The sequence below is a fragment of the Pseudomonas sp. GM78 genome (assembly GCF_000282475.1).
Lineage (GTDB): Bacteria > Pseudomonadota > Gammaproteobacteria > Pseudomonadales > Pseudomonadaceae > Aquipseudomonas.
Genome location: NZ_AKJF01000069.1, coordinates 42,808 through 64,557, shown reverse-complemented (window position 1 = coordinate 64,557; position 21,750 = coordinate 42,808). Strand labels below are relative to the sequence as shown.

Here is a 21,750-nt window from a genome sequence, read left to right as displayed (position 1 = left end):
TCCATGCCGCGTTTTTTAGCTCCGCTGCTGTTGCTGTGCCTGACCTTCAATGCCAACGCCGACAGTTACATCACCCGCCTGTTGAACAAGCCGGTGCCGGGCGGCGTAGCAGTGGTCGACCTGGGCGCTGCCGCGCAAGCGCCGAAAGCCAGCTATCAGGGCAAGCCCGTATTGGTGATCAAGGAGCAGAACAACTGGCTGGCGATCGTTGGCGTGCCGCTGACGGTCAAGCCGGGCGCCCAGTCCATCAGCAGCGGTGGGCGTAGCCTGGGTTTCACCGTCGGTAACAAGAAATACCCGGAACAGCGCATCACCCTGAAGAATACCCAGCAGGTCAACCCCGATCAGGACAACCTGAAGCGCATCGAGCGTGAGCTAGCCGAGCAGATTGCCGCCTACCGCACCTTCAGCCCGAACACGCCGAGTAACGTGCTGCTGGACAAACCGGTGAACGGCCCGCTGTCGAGCAAGTTCGGTGTGCGCCGGTTCTTCAACGGTGAAGAGCGTAATCCTCACTCAGGCCTGGATTTTGCCGTGCCTGCCGGGACGCCGATCAAGACCCCGGCCGCGGGCAAGGTGATCTTGATTGGTAACTACTTTTTCAATGGCAACACGGTGTTTGTCGATCATGGCCAGGGCTTTATCAGCATGTTCTGTCATATGTCGAAGATCGATGTGAAGGTTGGGCAGCAGCTGGCGCGTGGTGGGGTGGTTGGCAAAGTCGGTGCGACGGGACGGGCGACGGGGCCGCATATGCACTGGAATGTCAGCCTGAATGATGCGCGAGTGGATCCGGCGATATTTATCGGGGCATTCCAACCCTGATCCTGTGTATGGCTGATGGCCCCTTCGCGGGCAAGCCCGCTCCCACAGGGATTGGCGGTGTACACAAAAATCATGTTCACCTCGGTCACTGTGGGAGCGGGCTTGCCCGCGAAGGCGGCATCACAGGCGACCATTTACTCAGCCTCCAGATCCTCGATCCCATGGACTTCCCGGTCCGCCAGACAATGCCTGACCCACTCCTGGGTCTCCACTGAAAACCAGCTCAACTCCTCCGCCGTAATCAACTCCCGCGCACACAACCCAAGCAAATGCGAACGCGCTTCATGGCGTGAAAACCTGAACACGCCAAACGCCCAATACAGCTCTTTTTGACCGGCCTTGAGCAATTCTTCGCTGGCGTCTATCCGCTCATAGGGCGCAATACTCTTGTCCAGCACGATCTTTTCAACGTCGGTCATGATCCGGGTGCACATCCGCTCATGGGCCACCGGACGCAATACGCAATACTGTTTCCAATCGGACTCGTTCATCGCCGACTCCCGCTTGCCCGTCGGGGCTTTAAAGAAGAATAGCCCCACTGCGAGGACGCGGTCGCTCAATCCGTCGATTGCGCATCACTCAAACCTCGCGCAAACAACCTGAAGATCAGGCTTATGCCGAGCAATAAAATCTCGATAAATAAGCCCTAAAGAGGATTCCTCTCAATTTTTTTCGACCGCTTGCCATCCTTCCCCCCCGCGGTTAGGGTTGAAGGCATGAAAACCTCTCACACCCTCATTCAGCTTCGTCAGCACCGCAGTCTGTGCCTTGTCAGTGCACGACTGCCGGGCTGAATCGCGGCGCCTCATCCCAAGCGTTACTCCAAGAACATTTTGATCCACCGGCAGGCCGCCTTTTTTCGGCCAACACAATAAGGATTTCCCGATGAGCATGCTCAAAGACCCGTCTTCGAAATACCGCGCGTTCCCGACCATCGATCTCCCGGACCGCACCTGGCCGTCGAAGACCATCACTGCCGCGCCAATCTGGTGCAGCTCCGATCTGCGCGATGGCAACCAGTCGCTGATCGAACCGATGGACGCCGTCAAGAAGCTGCGCTTCTGGAAAACCCTGGTGCAGGTCGGCGTGAAGGAAATCGAAGCGTCGTTCCCGTCCGCCTCGCAGACCGATTTCGACTTCGTACGCACCCTGATCGAAGACGGTCATATCCCGGACGACACCACCATCCAGGTATTGACCCAGGCACGTGAAGATTTGATCGCGCGTACTTTCGAATCCCTGCGTGGCGCGAAAAAAGCCATCGTTCACCTGTACAACGCCACTTCTCCTTCTTTCCGCCGCATCGTCTTCAACCAGGACCTGGAAGGGGTCAAGGAAATCGCTGTAAACGCGGCCAAGCTGTTCGTCAAATATGCCGCCCAGCAGCCGGAAACCGAGTGGACCTTCCAGTACTCCCCGGAAACCTTCAGCGCCACCGAACTGGAGTTCGCCAAGGAAGTCTGCGACGCGGTGATCGAAGTCTGGAACCCGACGCCCGAGCACAAGATGATCCTCAACCTGCCGGCCACCGTCGAATGCGCGACCCCGAACATCTATGCCGACCAGATCGAATGGTTCGGCCGTCACATCAACCGTCGTGACAGCGTGATCATCAGCCTGCACACCCACAACGACCGTGGCACTGGCGTGGCCGCCACCGAGCTGGGCCTGATGGCTGGCGCCGATCGCGTCGAAGGCTGCCTGTTCGGCAACGGCGAGCGCACCGGTAACGTCGACCTGGTGACCGTGGCCCTGAACATGTACACCCAAGGCCTGAACCCTGAGCTGGACTTCTCTGACATCGACGGCGTGCGCAAAGTCGTCGAAGAGTGCAACCAGATCCAGGTTCACCCGCGCCACCCATACGTTGGCGACCTGGTGCACACCGCATTCTCCGGCTCGCACCAGGACGCGATCCGCAAGGGCTTCGCCCAGCAGAAATCCGATGCCCTGTGGGAAGTGCCTTACCTGCCGATCGACCCGGCCGACATCGGCCGCAGCTACGAGGCGGTCATCCGCGTCAACAGCCAGTCGGGCAAGGGCGGCATCGCCTACCTGTTGGAACAGGAATACGGCATCAGCCTGCCTCGCCGCATGCAGATCGAGTTCAGCCAGGTCGTGCAGCGTGAAACCGATCGCCTGGGCCTGGAAATGACCGCCCAGCAAATCCACGCGCTGTTGCACAGCGAGTACTTGCAGGCCAACACCCCGTACGCGCTGGTCAGCCATCGCCTGCAGGAAGAAAACGGCCACAGCGCCGTCGAAGTGGAAGTGGCCAGCAAAGGCCAGGGCGAAACCAACCTGCACTGGCGCGGCAAGGGCAACGGCGCCCTGGAAGCACTGGTGGCCGGCCTGCCGATCCCGGTGGAAATCATGGACTACAACGAACACGCCATCGGCGCGGGCACCAATGCCAAGGCGGCGGCCTACATTGAACTGCGCGTGAATGGCGAGCGTGCGGTGCACGGCGTGGGTATCGATGAAAACATCACCACCGCCAGCTTCAAGGCCCTGTTCAGCGCGCTGAACCGCTCGTTGAGCCAGCCGGAAGCGAAAGCGGCGTAAGTCTTCACCGCAATGCAAAAGGCCCCGGGGTGCGAACCTCGGGGCCTTTTTGTTTGCCTGTAGTTTTTTGTGTTGCCTGTCCCGGCCCCTTCGCGGGCAAGCCCGCTCCCACAGTGATCGATGTGTATTCGATGTCATGTACACCAGAATAACCTGTGGGAGCGGGCTTGCCCGCGAAGGGGCCGGCTCAGGCAGCAGCAATCTCAGGTGAACTCGAAGGTATCGGCATCCAGATTCGCCGGAAAACGCGTGCGATAAGCCGCCAGTTCCGCCGCCTCCAGCACCACCTTGAACACCCCGTCCGCCTCCCCCGCGCTGAGCAAGGTCTCGCCCTGGAAATCCAGCACCTGGCTGTCCCCGGTATAGGCAAAGCCTTTGCCATCGGTGCCGACGCGGTTAACCGCCGCCACGTAGCACAGGTTCTCGATCGCCCGTGCCGGCAGCAATCTATTCCAGTGCTGACGCCGTGCGCCCGGCCAGTTCGCCGTGTACAGCAGCAAGTCCGTGTCCTGCGGGTCACGGCTCCACACCGGGAAGCGCAAGTCGTAGCAAATCAGCGGCCGCACCCGCCAGCCCTTGAGCTCGAACTGCACCTGGCGCTCGCCCGGGGTGTAGTGATTGTGCTCGCCGGCCATGCGGAACAGGTGACGCTTGTCGTAGTGCCACACTTCGCCGTCCGGCCGCGCCCACAACAGGCGGTTGCGATGGCTGCCATCAGCGGCCTGTACGATCACGCTACCGGTGATCACCGCATCCAATTTTGCCGCCTGGGCCCGCAGCCATTTACTGGTCGGCCCGTTTTCCGCTTCGGCGAGGGTCTCGGACTCCATCGAGAAACCGGTGGTGAACATCTCCGGCAGAATGATCAGGTCCGCGCCGCGAGCCTGTTCCAGCAACGGTTCGAAATGCTCCAGGTTGGCCTGGCGATCGTGCCAGGCCAGGGTGGTCTGGATCAGTGCAACGGTCAGGTTCGGCAGCGCACTCAGATCACGCATAGTTTTTCCGCTGCTTCACGCAGGGTCTCCTCACGTTTGGCAAAGCACAGACGCACCAGGCGCTGGCCGACCGGTGGCGTCTGGTAGAACACCGAGATCGGGATGCTCGCAACGCCATGTTCACGGGTCATCCACAGCGCCATCTCGACGTCATTGAGGTCAGGACGGATCTGCGAGTAATCGACCAACTGGAAATAAGTACCGCTTACCCGGGTGAAACTGAAGCGCGAGGGCACCAACAGATCGCAGAACAGGTCGCGCTTGGCCTGATAGAACGCCGGCAACTCTTCCACGTGCTCCGGGTGTTCGGCCATGAAGTCGGCCAACGCATACTGCAGCGGAGTGACGCCGCAGAAATTCACATACTGGTGCACCTTGCGCAGCTCTGACGTCAGGGCCGGCGGCGCGACCACGTAGCCGGTTTTCCAGCCGGTGACGTGGTAGGTCTTGCCGAAGGAACTGACCACGAAGGCGCGCTGATACAGCTCTTCATGGGCCAGCACACTGACGTGGGGCACACCGTCGTAGACCAGGTGTTCGTAGACCTCATCGCTGATCACGTAGATATCGCGATCGCGGATCAACGCCGCCAGTTGGTCCAGCTCGGCACGGTTGATCAGTGCGCCGCTGGGATTGTGCGGGGTATTGAGGATGATCATCCGCGTACGCGGGCTCAGTGCCTCGGCGAGTTTCTGGAAATCGATGCTGAAGTCGCCCAGTCCCAGTTGCACGTGAACACAACGGCCACCGGCCAGTTCAACCGAGGGTTCGTAACTGTCGTAAGCCGGATCGAACAAGATGACTTCGTCACCGCTGTGGATAACGGCCTGAATGGCGCAGAAAATCGCCTCGGTCGCACCAGGCGTCACGGTCACTTCGCTGTCCACATCGACAGTGACGCCGTAGCTGCGGGCGATTTTCGCCACGATCTGCTGACGCAGTACCGGCAGGCCGGTCATTGGCGAGTATTGGTTGTGGCCATTGGCAATATGCCGACCGACCGCATCGCACAGGGCCTGCGGCGCGGCGAAATCGGGAAAACCCTGGGACAGGTTGAGCGCCCCGGTTTGCGCCGCGAGCTGAGACATCTGCGTGAAGATGGTGATGCCGACATTTGGCAGCTTACTGGTGATCATCGAGGACTCCCTGCTCTACACCCGGCTCTAACGGCGGCGCGGGAGAGCCCGAGGATAGCCCAAACGGCAGGCATGAAAAAGGGCGCCAGCAGCGCCCTTTGTTCAACCCCGATCCTGTGGGAGCGTGGCTTGCCCGCGATGAACGACAACACGGTGCGCCTGATGCACCGCAGCGCTGCCATCGCGGGCAAGCCCGCTCCCACAGGAGCCGGGAAAGCCTTGAATCAGCGCTTGTCGCGGCGCTTCTTGTCGGCTTTCTTGTGGTGCGACATCAAGCGACGCTTCTTGTTGACCTGGCGGTCTGTCAGCGAGTTCTTGTTGCCTTCGTACGGGTTCTCACCGCCCTTGAACTCGATGCGGATCGGCGTACCGACCAGCTTGAGCACACGGCGATAAGTGTTTTCCAGGTAACGAACGTAAGACTTCGGCACCTTCTCGATCTGGTTACCGTGGATCACGATGATCGGCGGGTTCGCACCACCCAAGTGGGCGTAACGCAGCTTGATCCGGCGGTTGTTGACCATGGGCGGTGCGTGCTCGCCAACCGCGTCTTCCAGAATCTGGGTCAGACGGTTGGTCGGCCAGCGGGTGACCGCGGACTTGAACGAGTTCTGCACCGAGGCGTAGAGGTTGCCCACGCCAGTGCCGTGCAGGGCCGAGATGAAGTGGATGTCGGCGTAGTCAACGAAGAACAGTCGACGTTGCAGCTCGACCTTCACGAAGTCGCGCTCGCTCGGCGTCATGCCGTCCCACTTGTTGATCGCGATAACCAGCGCACGACCCGACTCGATGGCAAAGCCCAGCAGGTTGAGGTCGTGGTCCACCACGCCTTCGCGGGCGTCCATCACGAAGATCACCACGTTGGCGTCTTTGATCGCTTGCAGGGTTTTGACCACGGAGAACTTTTCGACTTCTTCGTGGATCTTGCCGCGCTTGCGCACACCGGCGGTGTCGATCAGCGTGTACTTCTCCTCGTTACGTTCGAACGGGATGTAGATGCTGTCGCGGGTGGTGCCGGGTTGGTCATACACGATTACCCGGTCTTCACCGAGCATGCGGTTGACCAGGGTCGACTTGCCGACGTTCGGGCGACCGATGATGGCGATCTTGATCCCGTCTTTTTCGCTCGGGCCAGGAATGCGCTTGGCTTCCTCGCCTTCAGCGACGTCCTCTTCTTCTTCGCCTTCTTGCGGCTCGTCTTCGTCTTTCGGGAAGTCGCCCAGGGCAATTTCCAGCAGCTGGGTGATGCCACGTCCGTGAGCACCGGCGATCGGGATCGCGTGGCCCATGCCCAGCGGGGCGAATTCAGCGCGGGCCATTTCCGGGTCGATGTTGTCGACCTTGTTGGCGACCACGTGGGAACGCTTGTTACGTTTACGCAAATGCTCGGCGATCATCTGGTCGGCGGCGGTGAAACCGGCCTTGGCATCTACCAGGAACAGAACAACATCCGCTTCTTCAATGGCCAGCAGCGACTGCTCGGCCATTTTTTCGTCCATACCGTGCTCGTCACCGGAGATACCGCCGGTGTCGACCAGAATGTAGGAACGCCCTTGCCACTTGGCCTCACCGTACTGGCGATCACGGGTCAGACCGGACAAGTCGCCGACGATGGCGTCGCGAGTCCTGGTCAGGCGGTTGAACAAGGTGGACTTGCCGACGTTCGGTCGGCCCACCAGGGCGATTACGGGAACCATGCGGCTCTCCACTTCGTTATTTCAGAAAATACAAAAGCCGCTGCGAGGCAGCGGCTGGTGCTCGGGGCAGCGCCTGTAAGCGCTGCGAGCCCCGAAGAACGGGGCCGCTTGGGGATTAACCCCAAGCATAGTCAAACCTTTACTTAATGGTCAGGGCTTCCAGTTTGCCGCTGTTGCCATAGACATAAATCGTGTCACCCACCACCAGCGGACGCGCACGCAGGCCGTCGCTGTCGATGCGCTCACGGCCGACGAATCGGCCGTCCACCTGACTCAACAGGTGCAGGTAACCTTCCAGGTCACCGACTGCAACGTAGCTGGAGAACACTTCCGGAGCCGACAGTTGACGGCGAGCCAGCGAATCGTTGCTCCACAAGGCTGTGGTGGAACGCTCGTCGACGCCTTCAACAGTGCCCGAGGACAGGCTCACATAGACGCTGCCGAAACCCTGGGCGACACCGGCGTAGCTGGAAGCATCACGCTGCCAGAGTTGCCGACCGCTTTGCAGGTCCAGTGCCGCTACGCGACCCTGGTAGCTGGCGACATAAATTGTCTCGCCGGACAGCAGCAAGCCACCGTCGATGTCGACAACGCGTTCCAGTTCCGAACGACCTTGCGGGATCGCTACACGCTGTTCCCACACCGGCACGCCGTTGGAGATGTCGAGAGCGACCACTTTACCGGTCGAGAAGCCAGCCACCGCGAGGCGGTTGGTCACGATCGGTGCGCTGGTGCCGCGCAGGGTCAGTACCGCAGGCGTGCTGTCATACAACCAGCGTTGGTTGCCGGTGGCGGCATCCAGACCGATCAAACGGTCGTCCTGGGTCTGCACCACGACCACATCGCCATTGTTGGCGGGTGGTGCGAGGACTTCACTGGACACGCGAGCGCGCCATTTCTCTTCGCCGTTGATGGCGTCCAGGGCAACGATTTCACCCTTGATCGTACCGATCGTCAGCAGACCGTAACCCACGCCAACGGCGCCGGAAACAGGCAGTTCGAGATCTTTCTTCCATTTGACGTCGCCGTTGCTGCGATCCAGCGCCATCACCACACCGGTGACATCGGCGGCATAGATGGTATCGCCATCGATGGCCGGAACGAGCATGTTGTAGGTTTCGCCCTGACCGTCACCGATCGAACGACTCCACTGCTTTTGCAGGACCACTTCTTCCTTGAAGTCGGTCAACTCGGCCGGTGGCAATTCTTTCTTGCTGTTGCTGCTGCAACCCGCGGCCAAAATGGCCAGGGCCAGCAATGCTGCATGCTTCCAACGGATCACGTCACGCATCCCCTTTGGCCAGGTCGTCCAGCTTGATTTGCAGGCCACCGACCGCCGCTTCATCCGACAGTGCCGCCTTGGCTTTTTGATACGCCGCGTGCGCTTCGTCGGTACGACCCAGCTGCACCAGCAGGTCGCCCTTGAGTTCTTCGCGAGTGGCCAGGAAGGCCTTGTCGGCATCGCCTTCCAGCAGCTTCAGGGCTTCATCGACCTTGGTCTGCGCGGCCAGCACCTGCGCCAGGCGCTGACGGGCGATTTCGCCCAGTGCCGGGTTGGCTGGCTTGGCGACGATGGCTTTGAGCTCAGTGGCTGCGTCATCGAGCTTGCCACTGTCGACCGCGACTTTCGCCACGAACAGGCTGCCGTACTGCGCATAGGCACTGCCGCCGAACTCGCTGTTGAGCTTGCCGGCCAGGTCCGAAACACGCGCCGCATCCGGCTTGCCGTCAGGCGTCAGCGTGGTTTCGAGCAATTGCTGATAGAGCATCGAGGCGCCTTGCGACTGGTTGCTCTGATACTTCTGGAACGCCTGCCAACCGAACACGATGACCAGCGCCAACAGGCCGCCAGTGACCAGGGGCTTGCCGTTGCGTGACCACCATTCCTTAAAATCCGCCAGCTGTTCGTCTTCGGTACTCGACACCCCAATACTCCTTAATCGCTAATTCGGCTGTTAAGACAGCTTCAACCCTGCACGACGCAGGTGGCCAGGTGTGCAGCAAGCGCATCCCAGGCAATGCTTTGTTGTTCGCCCTGGCCACGCAGGGGTTTGAAACCTACCACTTGCTGGGCCATCTCGTCGTCACCGAGGATCAGTGCGTACAGCGCACCGCTCTTGTCGGCTTTCTTGAACTGGCTTTTGAAGCTGCCGGCACCGGCATTCACTTGCAGGCGCAGGTTGGGCAACTGGTCGCGCACGCGCTCGGCCAGGGCCAGGCCAGCCAGCTCGGCTTCTTCACCAAAGGCGCAGAGGTAGACGTCGACCTGACGGGAGATTTCTTCCGGGATCTGCTCCAGGGTTTCGAGCAGCAATACCAGGCGCTCGATGCCCATGGCGAAACCGACGCCGGCAGTAGGCTTGCCGCCCATCTGCTCGACCAGGCCGTCGTAACGACCACCGGCACACACGGTGCCCTGGGCGCCGAGCTTGTCGGTGACCCATTCGAAAACGGTCTTGCTGTAGTAGTCCAGCCCGCGAACCAGCTTCGGGTTGATCACATAAGGAATGCCGGCGGCGTCCAGCCGAGCCTTGAGGCCCTCGAAGTGCACGCGGGATTCTTCGTCGAGGTAATCGGCCATCTTCGGCGCATCGACCAGAATCGCCTGTGTGTCGGCGTTCTTGGTGTCCAGGACCCGCAACGGGTTGGTCTTCAGGCGGCGCTGGCTGTCTTCGTCCAGCTTGTCCAGGTGACCGGACAGGAACTCGACCAGCGCTTCACGATAACGGCCACGGGACTCGCTGGTACCCAGGCTGTTGAGTTCGAGCTTGACCGCATCGCGGATGCCCAGCTCGCCCCACAGGCGCCAGGTCAGCACGATCAGCTCGGCATCGATGTCCGGACCGTCGAGGTTGAACACTTCGACGCCGATCTGGTGGAACTGGCGATAACGGCCTTTCTGCGGACGTTCGTGGCGGAACATCGGGCCGATGTACCAGAGTTTCTGCACCTGGCCACCGCCGGTGATGCCGTGTTCGAGCACGGCACGCACGCAGGCTGCGGTCCCTTCAGGGCGCAGGGTCAGGGAATCGCCGTTACGGTCGTCGAAGGTGTACATCTCTTTTTCGACGATGTCGGTCACTTCACCGATGGAGCGCTTGAACAGCTCGGTGAACTCGACGATCGGCATGCGGATCTGCTTGTAACCGTAGTTATCCAGCAGGCGCGAAACGGTGCCTTCGAAATGACGCCACAGGGGGGTCTGTTCGGGCAGGATGTCGTTCATGCCACGAATGGCTTGCAGAGACTTGCTCACATTAAATCCTTAAATTCGTTCGGCGCGTCGTCGGGCTTAGCCGCGAGCGATAACCGCTGCTTCAGCCTCGACCTTCTCGGCCGCTTTCTGGCGGATCAAGCGTTCAAGCTCATCCACCAGATTGTCATTCGTCAGTTTCTGCGACGGCTTGCCGTCGATGTAAATCAGGTTTGGCGTGCCGCCGGTCAAGCCGATATGGGCTTCCTTGGCTTCGCCCGGCCCGTTGACCACGCAACCGATGACCGCGACATCCAGCGGCACCAGCAGGTCTTCAAGGCGCCCTTCCAGCTCGTTCATGGTCTTGACCACATCGAAGTTCTGCCGCGAGCAGCTCGGGCAGGCGATGAAGTTGATGCCACGGGAACGCAGATGCAGGGACTTGAGAATGTCGTAGCCGACTTTCACTTCCTCGACCGGGTCAGCCGCCAACGAGATGCGAATGGTATCGCCAATCCCTTCGGCGAGCAGCATACCGAGGCCCACGGCAGATTTCACTGTGCCTGAACGCAAACCACCGGCTTCGGTGATCCCCAGGTGCAGCGGCTGGACGATTTCCTTGGCCAGCAAGCGGTAGGCTTCGACGGCCATGAACACGTCGGAGGCTTTCACGCTCACCTTGAAGTCCTGGAAGTTCAGGCGCTCGAGGTGTTCGACGTGGCGCAACGCCGATTCGACCAGCGCAGCCGGGGTCGGCTCGCCGTATTTTTTCTGCAGGTCTTTTTCCAGGGAGCCGGCGTTCACGCCGATACGGATCGGAATGCCGCGATCGCGGGCAGCATCGACCACCGCGCGCACACGGTCTTCGCGACCGATGTTGCCCGGGTTGATCCGCAGGCAGTCAACACCCAGTTCGGCCACGCGCAAGGCAATGCGGTAGTCGAAGTGAATGTCGGCGACCAAGGGCACCTTGACCAGCTGCTTGATCTTGCCGAAGGCCTCGGCGGCGTCCATATCCGGCACGGATACCCGCACGATATCGACACCGGCTGCTTCCAGGCGATTGATTTGCGCAACAGTCGCAGCGACGTCGTTGGTGTCGCTGTTGGTCATGCTTTGCACAGCGATGGGCGCATCGCCGCCAACAGGTACATTACCGACCCAGATCTTGCGCGATTCGCGACGTTTGATTGGAGATTCGCCGTGCATGACTTATTGACCCAACTTCAGGCGAGCAGTCTCGCCACTGGTGAACGGAGCGACATTGACCGCCTGACCGTTGTAGCTGACCTGCGCGCCGCGGGCATAACCCAGGCGCACGGAAAACGGCGGCTTGCCATTGAGGGAAACGCTTTCGCCTTTACGCTTCAGACCGCTCAACAGCACCTTGCCGTTTCCGTCGGTCACCTGGGTCCAGCAGTCGGCGGTGAACTGCAGTTGGACCTGGCCCTGGCCAGCTACCGCAGGTGCTGCTGGTGCTAGTGCTGGAGCCGCAGCGGTTGGCGCTGGAGCACTTGGAGCAACCGGTACAGCCACCACTGGCGCTGCAACAGCAGGAGCAGCCGGCGCTGGCGTCACAGGTGTGGCAACGAGCGGAGCGGTCACGGCCGATGCTACAGGTGCCGGCGCTGGCGTTTCAGTCGGTGCCTGGGTCGCGGTGTCGGCCTGCGGCAATGCCAGGGCCGTTGTGGTTTCAGCCTGGCCCTCGGCAACAGCCTGGTCTTCCGGCTCGTCCAGCGGATGAATCTGGGTGGTGCCGTCGGCGCCTTCGACTTCCACGTGTTCCGGGGTCAGGCTGATCAGGTCCTTGGTACGCAGCGACGTCTGGTCCTGCCACCAGACAAAACCGCCACCTACTACGGCCACCAGCAACAACAGGCTGACAATGCGCAGAATGGTGTGGGACACGCGCACTGGCTCTTCGATACGGCCCAGGCTGTGAACACTGCTGCCCTTGGAGTCGGTACCGGTGGATTGGTCGAACTGCTGGACCAGGACGGCCTGGTCCATGCCGAACAATTTGGCATAGGCGCGAATATAGCCGCGGGCGAAGGTATGCCCTGGCAGCTTGTCGAACTCACCGGCTTCCAGATTGCTCAGTGAATTGACGGTAAGGTTGAGCTTGAGGGCCACTTCGGCCAGCGACCAGCCATTGCTTTCGCGGGCCTGGCGCAAGGTCTCACCGGGGTTAACGCGATTCGCTGCTACAACTTCGGGATGCGCCGCTTTCATCATTGCTCCGACAGGTATTGCTGATATTCCGGTGTACCGGGATAGAGTCGTTTTAATTGCAGGCCCGCACTGGCGGCCTTGTCGCGATCATCAAACACTTTTGCCAGGCGAATGCCGAGCAATAGACTACGTGCATTTTGCTCGGTAAGCAGGCTAAAACGGTCGTAATAGTCACGCGCGGGCACATAATGCCTGTCTTCGTAAGACAACTCAGCCATTTCCAACAATGCCCGAGGCTGTTGTCGATTCAAACGCAGGGCTTTTTCCAGTTGTTGCTGGGCCAACTCACGCTGGCCGAGCATCGACGCGGTCATGCCGAGGTTCTCGAACACCCGCGAACGCTCAGGATACAGGGTATCGGCAGCGGCCTGTTCGAAGCGCTCGTAGGCTTCCTTGTAACGTTTCTGCTCGAAGAGAAAGCTGCCGTAGTTGTTGAGGATTCGCGCATCGGCGGGACGGGAAGACAGCGCCTTGCGAAAATGCTGGTCAGCCAGCTCCGGCTCCATCTCGGCCTGGAACACCAACCCCAGCGCCGCATTGGCGTCCGGGTCTGCGGCGTCCAGATCCAGCGCCTTCTTCAGCGGCACTTTTGCGCGCTCGGTCATGCCCTGTTGCAAATAACCGATGCCCAGTTGCACGTAGGCCTCGCGCGCCTCGTCACGGCCTTTGCTGGTCTTCATCGGGTTGTAGTCGCCCGAAAGCACACAGCCAGCGCACAGGCTGGCCATTAGCAAAAGCAGCGCAAAGCGCAGGGACATGGAGATCCTCTCTTGATTACTTCGCAGCGTTCGAAGCCATATCGTTGTCGGCGTTCAGTTCACGCACGGCGATATAACGTTCGCTGCGACGGGTGCGATCCAGCACCTGCCCTACCAATTGACCACAGGCCGCGTCGATGTCTTCACCACGGGTGGTGCGGACGGTGACGTTGAAACCGGCATGATGAAGCTGATCCTGGAACCGGCGGATGGCGTTGTTGCTCGGCCGCTCGTACCCGGAATGCGGGAACGGGTTGAACGGGATCAGGTTGATCTTGCACGGGATGTTCTTGAGCAGCTCGATCATTTCCACAGCGTGCTCAACCTTGTCATTGACGTCTTTGAGCAAGGTGTACTCGATGGTCAGCACGCGCTTTTCGCCCAGGGACGACATGTAGCGCTGGCACGACTCGAGGAGCATCTTAAGCGGATACTTCTTGTTGATCGGCACCAATTGGTTACGCAATGCGTCATTCGGTGCGTGCAGGGACAACGCCAGGGAGACGTCGATGTGCTTGGACAGCTCATCGATCATCGGCACTACGCCTGAGGTCGACAGGGTCACGCGGCGCTTGGAAATGCCGTAGCCCAGGTCGTCCATCATCAGGTGCATGGCGGCGATGACGTTGTCGAAGTTCAGCAGCGGCTCACCCATGCCCATCATCACCACGTTGGTGATGGCACGGTCGACGGTTGCCGGGACGCTGCCAAAGGATTTGTTGGCAATCCACACCTGGCCGATGACTTCGGCGGCGGTGAGGTTGCTGTTGAAACCTTGCTTGCCGGTGGAGCAGAAACTGCAATCCAGGGCACAGCCTGCCTGGGACGAAACGCACAAGGTGCCGCGTTTGCCCTGGGGAATGTACACGGTCTCGACGCAGCTGCCGGACGCCACGCGCACCACCCATTTGCGGGTGCCGTCGCTGGAGATGTCCTCGCTGACCACTTCCGGACCACGGACCTCAGCAACAGCCTTGAGCTTCTCGCGCAAGGCCTTGCTGACGTTCGTCATGGCGTCGAAATCATCGACGCCAAAGTGGTGAATCCATTTCATTACCTGACCGGCACGGAAACGCTTCTCCCCGATTGAGTCGAAGAATTTTTCCATTTCCTGTTGAGTCAGACCCAGCAGGTTAGTTTTTACAGTCGATGTAGTCATGGATTCACCTTCACTCTTAAGCCAATGCTTAGCGAGTGGTTACTTCAGTAGCTGCGAAGAAGTACGAGATTTCGCGAGCGGCAGCGGCTTCGGAGTCCGAACCGTGTACGGCGTTGGCGTCGATCGAGTCAGCGAAGTCAGCACGGATGGTGCCAGCAGCTGCTTCTTTAGGGTTGGTAGCGCCCATCAGCTCACGGTTCAGAGCGATAGCGTTTTCGCCTTCCAGAACCTGAACAACAACTGGACCGGAGATCATGAAAGCAACCAGGTCGTTGAAGAAACCACGAGCGCTGTGCTCAGCGTAGAAGCCTTCGGCTTCTGCTTTGGACAGTTGCTTCAGTTTCGAAGCTACAACGCGCAGGCCAGCTTTTTCGAAACGAGTGGTGATCTCGCCGATCACGTTTTTAGCAACGGCGTCAGGCTTGATGATGGAGAAAGTACGTTGAACAGCCATGGTGTAACTCCAGAAACGGTAATTTGCGAAAAATTAAACCCGCGAATTATACGCGGGTTCTTGGGTATTGCCTAACCTGCAGCGTGGCTCAGTCGCGTTCTTCGATCCAGTGGGCCTGAATGGCCTCCAGGATCTTTTCGCCACAATGCTCAGGCAAATCGTCGAACTCGGGCAATTCCATCACCCATTTGCGCAGATCGACGAAGTTGACCGACAAAGGGTCAACATCGGGCTTGCTTTCAGCCAGCTGGATCGCGATTTCCAGCACATCAGTCCACTTGAGACTCATGACAGTTCCTTGAATCAGTGCGGCGCTTCGGCTGCGTGGTTGAGCGAGTACTTCGGAATTTCGACGGTCAGGTCTTCGGTGCCGACCTTGGCCTGACAGCCCAGGCGCGACTCACGCTCAAGGCCCCAAGCCTTATCAAGGTAGTCTTCTTCCAGCTCATCAGCCTCTTCCAGCGAGTCGAAACCCTCGCGGATGATGCAGTGGCAGGTGGTGCAGGCGCAGACGCCGCCACAGGCACTTTCCATCTCGATATGGTGTTCGTGAGCCAGCTCGAGGATGGAAATACCGGTCTCAGCCTCAACAACCATGCCTTCCGGGCAAAACTTCTCATGTGGCAGAAAAATGACCTGCGGCATCGTTATTCCTCAATCTCATTCAGGTTGCGCCCCGACAGCGCGGCTTTCACGGTCAAGTCCATGCGACGGGCGGCAAAAGCGTCGGTCACTTGCGACAGACGCTTGGTCTGCTGCTCGATGGCAAAACCATCGGAACCTTTCATCAGTTCGGTCAGTTCCTGCATCTGCAATTCAATGACCATGCGCTCTTCGGCATCGAGCAGGCGGTCGCCGTCGGCTTCGAGGGCGCCCTGCACCGCTTCGATCAAGCGCTGGGCATCGACCTGCTGCTCACGCAGAACGCGGGCAACCTTGTCGTCATTGGCGTGCTGGAACGAATCCTTGAGCATCTTGGCGATTTCGCCGTCGGTCAGGCCGTAGGACGGCTTGACCTGGATGCTGGCTTCGACGCCCGAACCCAATTCGCGAGCGGAAACACTGAGCAAGCCATCGGCATCGACCTGGAAGGTCACGCGAATCTTCGCCGCGCCCGCCACCATCGCCGGAATACCGCGCAGTTCGAAGCGCGCCAGGGAGCGGCAGTCGCTGATCAGCTCGCGCTCGCCCTGCAACACGTGGATCGCCATGGCCGACTGGCCATCTTTGTATGTGGTGAAGTCCTGGGCGCGAGCGACGGGGATGGTGGTGTTGCGTGGAATCACCTTCTCCATCAGGCCGCCCATGGTTTCCAGGCCCAGGGACAACGGAATCACGTCCAGCAACAGCAATTCATCGCCATCGCGCTTGTTGCCGGCCAGGGTATCGGCCTGGATCGCGGCACCGATGGCCACCACTTGATCCGGGTCGATTTCAGTCAATGGCTGACGCCCGAAGGCTTCAGCGACGGCTTCGCGAACGCGCGGCACGCGCGTCGAACCGCCGACCATGACCACCGCATGCACGTCTTCCAGTTCGACACCGGAATCGCGCACCGCACGGCGGCAGGCTTTCAGGCTGCGCGCGACCATCGGCTCGATCAAGGCATCAAAGGCTTCGCGGGTCAGCTCGGCTTTCCAGTCGCCATGAGCCACTTCGACCGACGAGGCGTTGGTCAGGGCTTCTTTGGCAGCGCAGGCCGTTTGCAGCAGTTGACGCTGCGCACCCGGATCGAGATTGGCGGACAGGCCGGCGCTCTCGATGATCCAGCCAGCGATCGCGTGGTCGAAGTCATCGCCGCCCAGGGCGCTGTCGCCACCGGTAGCCAAAACTTCGAACACACCGCCAGTCAGGCGCAGAATCGAAATATCGAAGGTACCGCCGCCCAGGTCATAAATCGCCACCAGGCCTTCGGCATGCTGGTCCAGACCGTAAGCCACCGCCGCTGCGGTCGGCTCGTTGAGCAAGCGCAGCACGTTCAGGCCGGCCAGCTTGGCCGCGTCCTTGGTGGCTTGGCGCTGGGCGTCGTCGAAATAGGCCGGTACGGTGATCACCGCCCCTACCAGTTCACCGCCCAGGGTCGCTTCCGCGCGCTGGCGCAGGACCTTGAGGATATCGGCCGACACTTCGACCGGGCTTTTCGGGCCCTGGACCGTGTCGATGAACGGCATGTGCGACTCGCCACCGACAAAGCGGTACGGCAACTGATCGCCAAGCTGCTTGACGTCGGACAGACCACGACCCATCAAGCGCTTGACCGACAGCACGGTGTTCAAGGGATCGGTGGCGGCAGCCAGCTTGGCGGATTCGCCAACCTCGACGCGATCGGCGTGGTAGCGCACGGCAGACGGCAGGATGACCTGCCCTTGCGCGTCAGCCAGAGGCTCGGAAAGACCACTGCGCAACGCAGCGACCAGCGAATTGGTAGTGCCCAAGTCGATCCCCACAGCCAGGCGACGCTGGTGCGGTTGAGGACTTTGGCCGGGTTCGGCGATCTGCAGTAGGGCCATCGTTATCAGGACTTATCTGTATATCAGGCGTGCGACCGGAGCGGCACTGGGTTAATCGTCGAGGCGCTCTTCTAACTGGCGCACTTCGTAGGTCAGCTTGTCGAGGAACTGCATGCGCCGCATCAGGCGTTCGGCCTGTTCACGTTGCGCTGCATCATTCCAGCAGGCTGCGAAACTGTCGTTCAGTTTTTCCTGGGCCACTTTCAGGCGGCGCTTGAAGACGGCAACGCCATTGAGGTCGGCGCTGTCCTGCAGGTCTTCGAGCTCTTCGCGCAACTCCATCTGTTGCAGAAGAAACTCCGGATCATGCACCGTGACCTCCAGCGGCAACTCGCCACCATTCAAGGCGAGCAGGTAACGCGCGCGCTTGGGTGGACTCTTGAGCGTCTGGTAGGCCTCGTTGAGGCTCGCGGATTGCTCTAGCGCCAGCCGCTGCTCCCGCTCGGAAGCGTCGGCAAAGCGGTCTGGGTGAACACTGCGCGCCAACTCACGGTAGCGCGTAGCCAGCTGGTCGAGATCCAGGTTGAAGCTCGGTTGCAGCTCGAATAAAGCGAAATGACAAGGAGTACCCACGACAAGCCTCAGATGTTGAAGCTTTCGCCGCAGCCACATTCACCGCGCACGTTGGGGTTGTTGAACTTGAAGCCTTCGTTCAACCCTTCCTTGACGAAATCGAGCTCGGTGCCGTCCAGGTAGGCCAGGCTTTTCGGGTCGATGATCACTTTCTCGCCGTGACTCTCGAACACCTGGTCCTCTGCAACCACCTCGTCGACAAACTCCAGCACGTAGGCAAGGCCGGAGCAGCCCGTGGTGCGAACACCCAGGCGAATCCCCTCACCTTTGCCGCGCCCGTCAAGGGAGCGTCGCACGTGCCGAGCAGCCGCTTCTGTCATGCTGATAGCCATCGGTGACTCCTTACTCGTCGCCAAAAACTGAAATTCAGATCAAGCCTTTCTTCTGCTTGTAATCGCGAACGGCCGCCTTGATGGCGTCTTCGGCGAGTACCGAGCAGTGAATTTTCACTGGCGGCAGAGCCAGCTCTTCAGCCAGCTGGGTGTTCTTGATGGTTTCCGCTTCATCCAGGGTCTTGCCCTTCATCCACTCGGTGGCGAGGGAGCTGGAAGCAATAGCCGAACCGCAGCCGTAGGTCTTGAACTTGGCATCTTCGATGATGCCGGCGTCGTTGACCTTGATCTGCAGGCGCATCACGTCGCCGCACGCCGGAGCGCCGACCATGCCGGTGCCGACATCAGGATCTTCCGCGTCCATCTTGCCGACGTTGCGCGGGTTTTCGTAGTGGTCGATGACCTTTTCGCTGTAAGCCATGATTCTCAATCCTCACTCATCAGGGCCGCTCTTGAGACCCTGTAGCTGCGCTGCGTCAGTCGCCGCGTCGCTACAGGAGCTGTATCCGGCGGCTTCTTTGTTTAGTGTGCCGCCCACTCGATCTTCGAGATATCGACGCCGTCTTTGTACATGTCCCACAGCGGCGACAAAGCGCGCAGCTTGGTAACGGCCTCGCAGACTTTCTGCGCGGCATAATCGATTTCTTCTTCGGTGGTGAAACGGCCGAAGGTGAAGCGGATCGAGCTGTGTGCCAGTTCGTCGTTGCGGCCCAGGGCGCGCAGTACGTACGAAGGCTCAAGCGACGCCGAGGTGCAGGCCGAACCGGACGATACCGCCAGGTCCTTGAGCGCCATGATCAGCGACTCGCCTTCGACGTAGTTGAAGCTCAGGTTCAGGTTGTGCGGTACGCGGGCAGTCAGGCTGCCGTTGACGTACAGCTCTTCCAGGTGCTCGACCTGCTTGTAGAAACGGTCGCTCAAGGCCTTGATGCGCACGTTCTCGGCAGCCATGTCTTCCTTGGCCACACGGAAAGCTTCGCCCATGCCGACGATCTGGTGGGTCGCCAGGGTACCCGAACGCATGCCGCGCTCGTGACCGCCGCCGTGCATGGTCGCTTCGATACGTACGCGCGGCTTGCGGCTGACGTACAGGGCGCCGATGCCTTTAGGACCGTAGGTCTTGTGGGCGGAGAACGACATCATGTCGACTTTCAGCTTCTGCAGGTCAATCTCGACCTTGCCGGTGGACTGAGCGGCGTCGACGTGGAACAGGATGCCCTTGGAACGAAGCAGTTCGCCAATCGCCGCGATGTCGTTGATGGTGCCGATTTCGTTGTTCACGTGCATCACCGACACCAGGATGGTGTCGTCGCGCAGTTCGGCTTCGATCATCTCAGGTGTAACCAGACCGTCGGTGCGAGGCTCGATGTAGGTCACTTCGAAACCTTCACGCTCCAGCTGGCGCATGGTGTCCAGGACAGCCTTGTGCTCGATCTTGGTGGTGATCAGGTGCTTGCCTTTGGTGGCATAGAAATGTGCCGCACCCTTGATTGCCAGGTTGTCGGATTCGGTGGCACCGGAAGTCCAGACGATTTCGCGTGGGTCGGCATTGACCAGGTCGGCCACCTGACGACGGGCGTTTTCGACGGACTCTTCGGCTTTCCAGCCAAACACGTGGGAACGGGACGCCGGGTTACCGAAGTTTCCGTCGACCAGCAGGCATTCACTCATCTTTTGCGCGACACGCGGATCAACCGGGGTAGTCGCAGAGTAATCAAGGTAAATCGGCAATTTCATGGACTATCTCCTAAATCAGGCTGGCTGGCGTGCCGCTAGCTCTCTGGCTGTCATTCGACGGCGGACGCTTCAATCTTGTCCAGGCGTGGCGCCTTGCTGTTGCAACGGCGTTGATCCTGACGCTGGGCTACTTCTTGCACCTCACGGCGAGTCACAAGGTCAGCCAAGCTGATACCGCTCAGAAATTCGTGAATCTGCAGGCTCAGATCGCACCACAAGTGGTGGGTCAGGCAGGTGTCGCCTTGATGGCAATCACCCTGGCCCTGGCATTTGGTTGCATCGACCGATTCGTTCACCGCATCGATCACCTGGGCGACCTGGATACCTTGCATGTCGCGTGACAGCTGGTAGCCACCGCCTGGACCGCGAACGCTGGACACCAGATTGCTGCGGCGCAATTTGGCAAACAGCTGCTCGAGGTAGGACAGGGAGATGCCTTGGCGCTCGGAGATATCGGCCAGGGACACGGGCCCGTGCTGCGCGTGCAACGCCAGGTCGAGCATGGCGGTCACGGCGTATCGGCCTTTTGTAGTCAGTCGCATGGACAATTACCACGGAGTTCGGAATGAGGCGAGTATGCAATTCCCGAGTATTTAAGTCAACTATAAGACCTAGTACTTTAGTCAGGTTTACCCGCAAAAGAGCGGCCGCATCATAGCAAAGGCTGACCCCAAACAGCCAGCAGTACCGCGTTATCGTTCATCGCGGGCAAGCCCGCTCCCACAAGGTTTCGGGTGAAGCACAAATTGTGTGAATACCGAAAATCCCTGTGGGAGCGGGCTTGCCCGCGATGAAGTCGACTCGGTCTAGCTGGCCTGACTCTGATCCTTGTCCTTCACACAGGCGAAATCTTCTTCGCGCAGTTCAGGCAGATCCTTGGCACAGTAATTACTGCCCAGATCCTTCAACGCCCCGCACATCCCCTCCAGGCGCCCGTCGACCGCCTGCAGGTGGTCGAGCAACTGGTTGATGGCACGCGCCACCGGGTCTGGCATGTCTTCAGTCACACCATAGGCATCGAAGCCGATCTTCTCGGCCATGGCCTTGCGCTTGGCGTCCAGTTCCTGGTCGGGCTTGACGATGATCCGCCCCGGAATACCCACCACCGTGGCACCCGGAGGCACCTCCTTGGTCACCACGGCGTTGGAGCCGACCTTGGCACCCGCACCGACAGTGAACGGACCGAGCACCTTGGCGCCCGCCCCGACCACCACGCCATCACCCAGGGTCGGGTGACGCTTGCCCTTGTTCCAGCTAGTGCCGCCCAGGGTCACGCCCTGGTAAATGGTCACGTCGTCGCCGATTTCAGCGGTCTCGCCAATGACGATGCCCATGCCATGGTCAATGAAGAAACGCCGACCGACCTTGGCCCCCGGATGAATCTCGATCCCGGTCAGCCAGCGGCCGAAGTTCGACACCAGCCGAGCCAGCCATTTCAGGTCCGCGCGCCACAACATTGCCGACAGGCGGTGAACCCAGATGGCATGCATACCTGGGTAGCAAGTCAGGACTTCAAAAGCGTTACGCGCCGCCGGGTCTCGATGGAATACGCTCTGGATATCTTCACGCAAACGCTCAAACATC

At 60.1% G+C, this 21,750-nt stretch carries 23 protein-coding genes; 2 read left to right on the top strand and 21 right to left on the bottom strand.

The window, feature by feature from the left end; all coding sequences use genetic code 11:
* Window positions 1-3 precede the first annotated feature (3 nt).
* On the top strand, window positions 4-825 hold the full coding sequence (locus tag PMI35_RS20985) for a M23 family metallopeptidase (RefSeq protein ID WP_008057754.1): 822 nt from the start codon (window positions 4-6) through the stop codon (window positions 823-825).
* A gap of 134 nt (window positions 826-959) precedes the next feature.
* Here PMI35_RS20985 and PMI35_RS20990 read toward each other — a convergent pair whose 3' ends face one another.
* Window positions 960-1,316 carry a hypothetical protein gene (locus tag PMI35_RS20990; protein WP_008057752.1) on the bottom strand — a complete coding sequence of 119 codons (357 nt, stop codon included), beginning with the start codon at window positions 1,314-1,316 and terminating at the stop codon, window positions 960-962.
* A 394-nt stretch (window positions 1,317-1,710) separates the two neighbouring features.
* Between PMI35_RS20990 and leuA the strand changes: the two genes are divergently transcribed.
* Window positions 1,711-3,390, top strand: a complete 1,680-nt coding sequence (gene leuA, locus PMI35_RS20995; RefSeq protein ID WP_008057750.1) for a 2-isopropylmalate synthase — start codon at window positions 1,711-1,713, stop codon at window positions 3,388-3,390.
* Between the two features lie 203 nt (window positions 3,391-3,593).
* Here the strand turns inward: leuA and PMI35_RS21000 are convergent, their stop codons facing one another.
* The 20 genes from PMI35_RS21000 to cysE all read right to left on the bottom strand — a co-directional run bounded on the left by PMI35_RS21000 (window position 3,594) and on the right by cysE (window position 21,749).
* Entirely contained in the window at window positions 3,594-4,385 is a 792-nt protein-coding gene (locus PMI35_RS21000; RefSeq protein ID WP_008057749.1) for an amidohydrolase, read from the bottom strand.
* Window positions 4,373-5,521 carry a pyridoxal phosphate-dependent aminotransferase gene (locus PMI35_RS21005; protein ID WP_008057748.1) on the bottom strand — a complete coding sequence of 383 codons (1,149 nt, stop codon included), beginning with the start codon at window positions 5,519-5,521 and terminating at the stop codon, window positions 4,373-4,375. The genes PMI35_RS21000 and PMI35_RS21005 overlap by 13 nt, the downstream gene beginning before the upstream one ends.
* Before the next feature lie 224 nt (window positions 5,522-5,745).
* A complete protein-coding gene (der, locus tag PMI35_RS21010) occupies window positions 5,746-7,218 on the bottom strand; it encodes a ribosome biogenesis GTPase Der (protein WP_008057747.1) in 1,473 nt (490 codons plus the stop codon).
* Between the two features lie 139 nt (window positions 7,219-7,357).
* Entirely contained in the window at window positions 7,358-8,509 is a 1,152-nt protein-coding gene (bamB, locus tag PMI35_RS21015; RefSeq protein WP_032831492.1) for an outer membrane protein assembly factor BamB, read from the bottom strand.
* Window positions 8,502-9,143 (bottom strand): tetratricopeptide repeat protein, encoded by a 642-nt coding sequence (locus PMI35_RS21020; protein ID WP_008057745.1) that lies wholly within the window; start codon window positions 9,141-9,143, stop codon window positions 8,502-8,504. The genes bamB and PMI35_RS21020 overlap by 8 nt, the downstream gene beginning before the upstream one ends.
* Window positions 9,144-9,184: 41 nt before the next feature.
* A complete protein-coding gene (gene hisS, locus PMI35_RS21025; RefSeq protein ID WP_008057744.1) occupies window positions 9,185-10,474 on the bottom strand; it encodes a histidine--tRNA ligase in 1,290 nt (429 codons plus the stop codon).
* Between the two features lie 36 nt (window positions 10,475-10,510).
* Window positions 10,511-11,620, bottom strand: coding sequence for a flavodoxin-dependent (E)-4-hydroxy-3-methylbut-2-enyl-diphosphate synthase (gene ispG, locus PMI35_RS21030; RefSeq protein ID WP_008057743.1), 1,110 nt, complete (start codon window positions 11,618-11,620; stop codon window positions 10,511-10,513).
* A 3-nt stretch (window positions 11,621-11,623) separates the two neighbouring features.
* On the bottom strand, window positions 11,624-12,643 hold the full coding sequence (locus PMI35_RS21035; RefSeq protein WP_008057741.1) for a RodZ domain-containing protein: 1,020 nt from the start codon (window positions 12,641-12,643) through the stop codon (window positions 11,624-11,626).
* Entirely contained in the window at window positions 12,643-13,401 is a 759-nt protein-coding gene (gene pilW, locus PMI35_RS21040) for a type IV pilus biogenesis/stability protein PilW (RefSeq protein ID WP_008057738.1), read from the bottom strand. Before pilW ends, PMI35_RS21035 begins: the two co-directional genes overlap by 1 nt.
* Window positions 13,402-13,417: 16 nt before the next feature.
* Window positions 13,418-14,560, bottom strand: a complete 1,143-nt coding sequence (gene rlmN, locus PMI35_RS21045; protein ID WP_008057736.1) for a 23S rRNA (adenine(2503)-C(2))-methyltransferase RlmN — start codon at window positions 14,558-14,560, stop codon at window positions 13,418-13,420.
* Window positions 14,561-14,588: 28 nt separating this feature from the next.
* Window positions 14,589-15,014, bottom strand: coding sequence for a nucleoside-diphosphate kinase (gene ndk, locus PMI35_RS21050; protein WP_007903599.1), 426 nt, complete (start codon window positions 15,012-15,014; stop codon window positions 14,589-14,591).
* Between the two features lie 88 nt (window positions 15,015-15,102).
* Entirely contained in the window at window positions 15,103-15,303 is a 201-nt protein-coding gene (iscX, locus tag PMI35_RS21055; protein WP_008025505.1) for a Fe-S cluster assembly protein IscX, read from the bottom strand.
* Window positions 15,304-15,317: 14 nt separating this feature from the next.
* Window positions 15,318-15,659 (bottom strand): ISC system 2Fe-2S type ferredoxin, encoded by a 342-nt coding sequence (gene fdx, locus PMI35_RS21060; RefSeq protein ID WP_007998670.1) that lies wholly within the window; start codon window positions 15,657-15,659, stop codon window positions 15,318-15,320.
* A gap of 2 nt (window positions 15,660-15,661) precedes the next feature.
* A complete protein-coding gene (gene hscA, locus PMI35_RS21065; RefSeq protein WP_008057734.1) occupies window positions 15,662-17,524 on the bottom strand; it encodes a Fe-S protein assembly chaperone HscA in 1,863 nt (620 codons plus the stop codon).
* Between the two features lie 51 nt (window positions 17,525-17,575).
* A complete protein-coding gene (gene hscB, locus PMI35_RS21070; protein ID WP_008025499.1) occupies window positions 17,576-18,097 on the bottom strand; it encodes a co-chaperone HscB in 522 nt (173 codons plus the stop codon).
* Window positions 18,098-18,105: 8 nt separating this feature from the next.
* Complete coding sequence (gene iscA / locus PMI35_RS21075) at window positions 18,106-18,429, bottom strand: iron-sulfur cluster assembly protein IscA (protein WP_003227904.1); 324 nt, start codon at window positions 18,427-18,429, stop codon at window positions 18,106-18,108.
* A 34-nt stretch (window positions 18,430-18,463) separates the two neighbouring features.
* Window positions 18,464-18,850 carry a Fe-S cluster assembly scaffold IscU gene (gene iscU / locus PMI35_RS21080; RefSeq protein WP_007974006.1) on the bottom strand — a complete coding sequence of 129 codons (387 nt, stop codon included), beginning with the start codon at window positions 18,848-18,850 and terminating at the stop codon, window positions 18,464-18,466.
* Between the two features lie 101 nt (window positions 18,851-18,951).
* Window positions 18,952-20,166 carry an IscS subfamily cysteine desulfurase gene (locus PMI35_RS21085; protein ID WP_008057730.1) on the bottom strand — a complete coding sequence of 405 codons (1,215 nt, stop codon included), beginning with the start codon at window positions 20,164-20,166 and terminating at the stop codon, window positions 18,952-18,954.
* Between the two features lie 50 nt (window positions 20,167-20,216).
* Window positions 20,217-20,708, bottom strand: a complete 492-nt coding sequence (gene iscR, locus PMI35_RS21090) for a Fe-S cluster assembly transcriptional regulator IscR (protein WP_007903581.1) — start codon at window positions 20,706-20,708, stop codon at window positions 20,217-20,219.
* Window positions 20,709-20,972: 264 nt separating this feature from the next.
* Window positions 20,973-21,749, bottom strand: a complete 777-nt coding sequence (gene cysE / locus PMI35_RS21095) for a serine O-acetyltransferase (protein WP_008057728.1) — start codon at window positions 21,747-21,749, stop codon at window positions 20,973-20,975.
* Between the last annotated feature and the right edge of the window lies 1 nt (window position 21,750).

Excerpts from the sequence above, each read along its gene's own strand:
- ispG (WP_008057743.1), bottom strand. The coding sequence starts at position 11,620 with ATGCACGGCGAATCTCCAATCAAACGTCGCGAATCGCGCAAGATCTGG.
- iscX (WP_008025505.1), bottom strand. The coding sequence starts at position 15,303 with ATGAGTCTCAAGTGGACTGATGTGCTGGAAATCGCGATCCAGCTGGCT.
- cysE (WP_008057728.1), bottom strand. The coding sequence starts at position 21,749 with ATGTTTGAGCGTTTGCGTGAAGATATCCAGAGCGTATTCCATCGAGAC.
- ndk (WP_007903599.1), bottom strand. The coding sequence starts at position 15,014 with ATGGCTGTTCAACGTACTTTCTCCATCATCAAGCCTGACGCCGTTGCT.
- iscA (WP_003227904.1), bottom strand. The coding sequence starts at position 18,429 with ATGGCTATCAGCATGACAGAAGCGGCTGCTCGGCACGTGCGACGCTCC.
- PMI35_RS21000 (WP_008057749.1), bottom strand. The coding sequence starts at position 4,385 with ATGCGTGATCTGAGTGCGCTGCCGAACCTGACCGTTGCACTGATCCAG.
- PMI35_RS20985 (WP_008057754.1), top strand. The coding sequence starts at position 4 with ATGCCGCGTTTTTTAGCTCCGCTGCTGTTGCTGTGCCTGACCTTCAAT.
- bamB (WP_032831492.1), bottom strand. The coding sequence starts at position 8,509 with ATGCGTGACGTGATCCGTTGGAAGCATGCAGCATTGCTGGCCCTGGCC.
- der (WP_008057747.1), bottom strand. The coding sequence starts at position 7,218 with ATGGTTCCCGTAATCGCCCTGGTGGGCCGACCGAACGTCGGCAAGTCC.
- rlmN (WP_008057736.1), bottom strand. The coding sequence starts at position 14,560 with ATGACTACATCGACTGTAAAAACTAACCTGCTGGGTCTGACTCAACAG.
- PMI35_RS21085 (WP_008057730.1), bottom strand. The coding sequence starts at position 20,166 with ATGAAATTGCCGATTTACCTTGATTACTCTGCGACTACCCCGGTTGAT.
- leuA (WP_008057750.1), top strand. The coding sequence starts at position 1,711 with ATGAGCATGCTCAAAGACCCGTCTTCGAAATACCGCGCGTTCCCGACC.
- hscA (WP_008057734.1), bottom strand. The coding sequence starts at position 17,524 with ATGGCCCTACTGCAGATCGCCGAACCCGGCCAAAGTCCTCAACCGCAC.
- PMI35_RS20990 (WP_008057752.1), bottom strand. The coding sequence starts at position 1,316 with ATGAACGAGTCCGATTGGAAACAGTATTGCGTATTGCGTCCGGTGGCC.
- pilW (WP_008057738.1), bottom strand. The coding sequence starts at position 13,401 with ATGTCCCTGCGCTTTGCGCTGCTTTTGCTAATGGCCAGCCTGTGCGCT.
- PMI35_RS21035 (WP_008057741.1), bottom strand. The coding sequence starts at position 12,643 with ATGAAAGCGGCGCATCCCGAAGTTGTAGCAGCGAATCGCGTTAACCCC.
- iscR (WP_007903581.1), bottom strand. The coding sequence starts at position 20,708 with ATGCGACTGACTACAAAAGGCCGATACGCCGTGACCGCCATGCTCGAC.
- fdx (WP_007998670.1), bottom strand. The coding sequence starts at position 15,659 with ATGCCGCAGGTCATTTTTCTGCCACATGAGAAGTTTTGCCCGGAAGGC.
- PMI35_RS21005 (WP_008057748.1), bottom strand. The coding sequence starts at position 5,521 with ATGATCACCAGTAAGCTGCCAAATGTCGGCATCACCATCTTCACGCAG.
- iscU (WP_007974006.1), bottom strand. The coding sequence starts at position 18,850 with ATGGCTTACAGCGAAAAGGTCATCGACCACTACGAAAACCCGCGCAAC.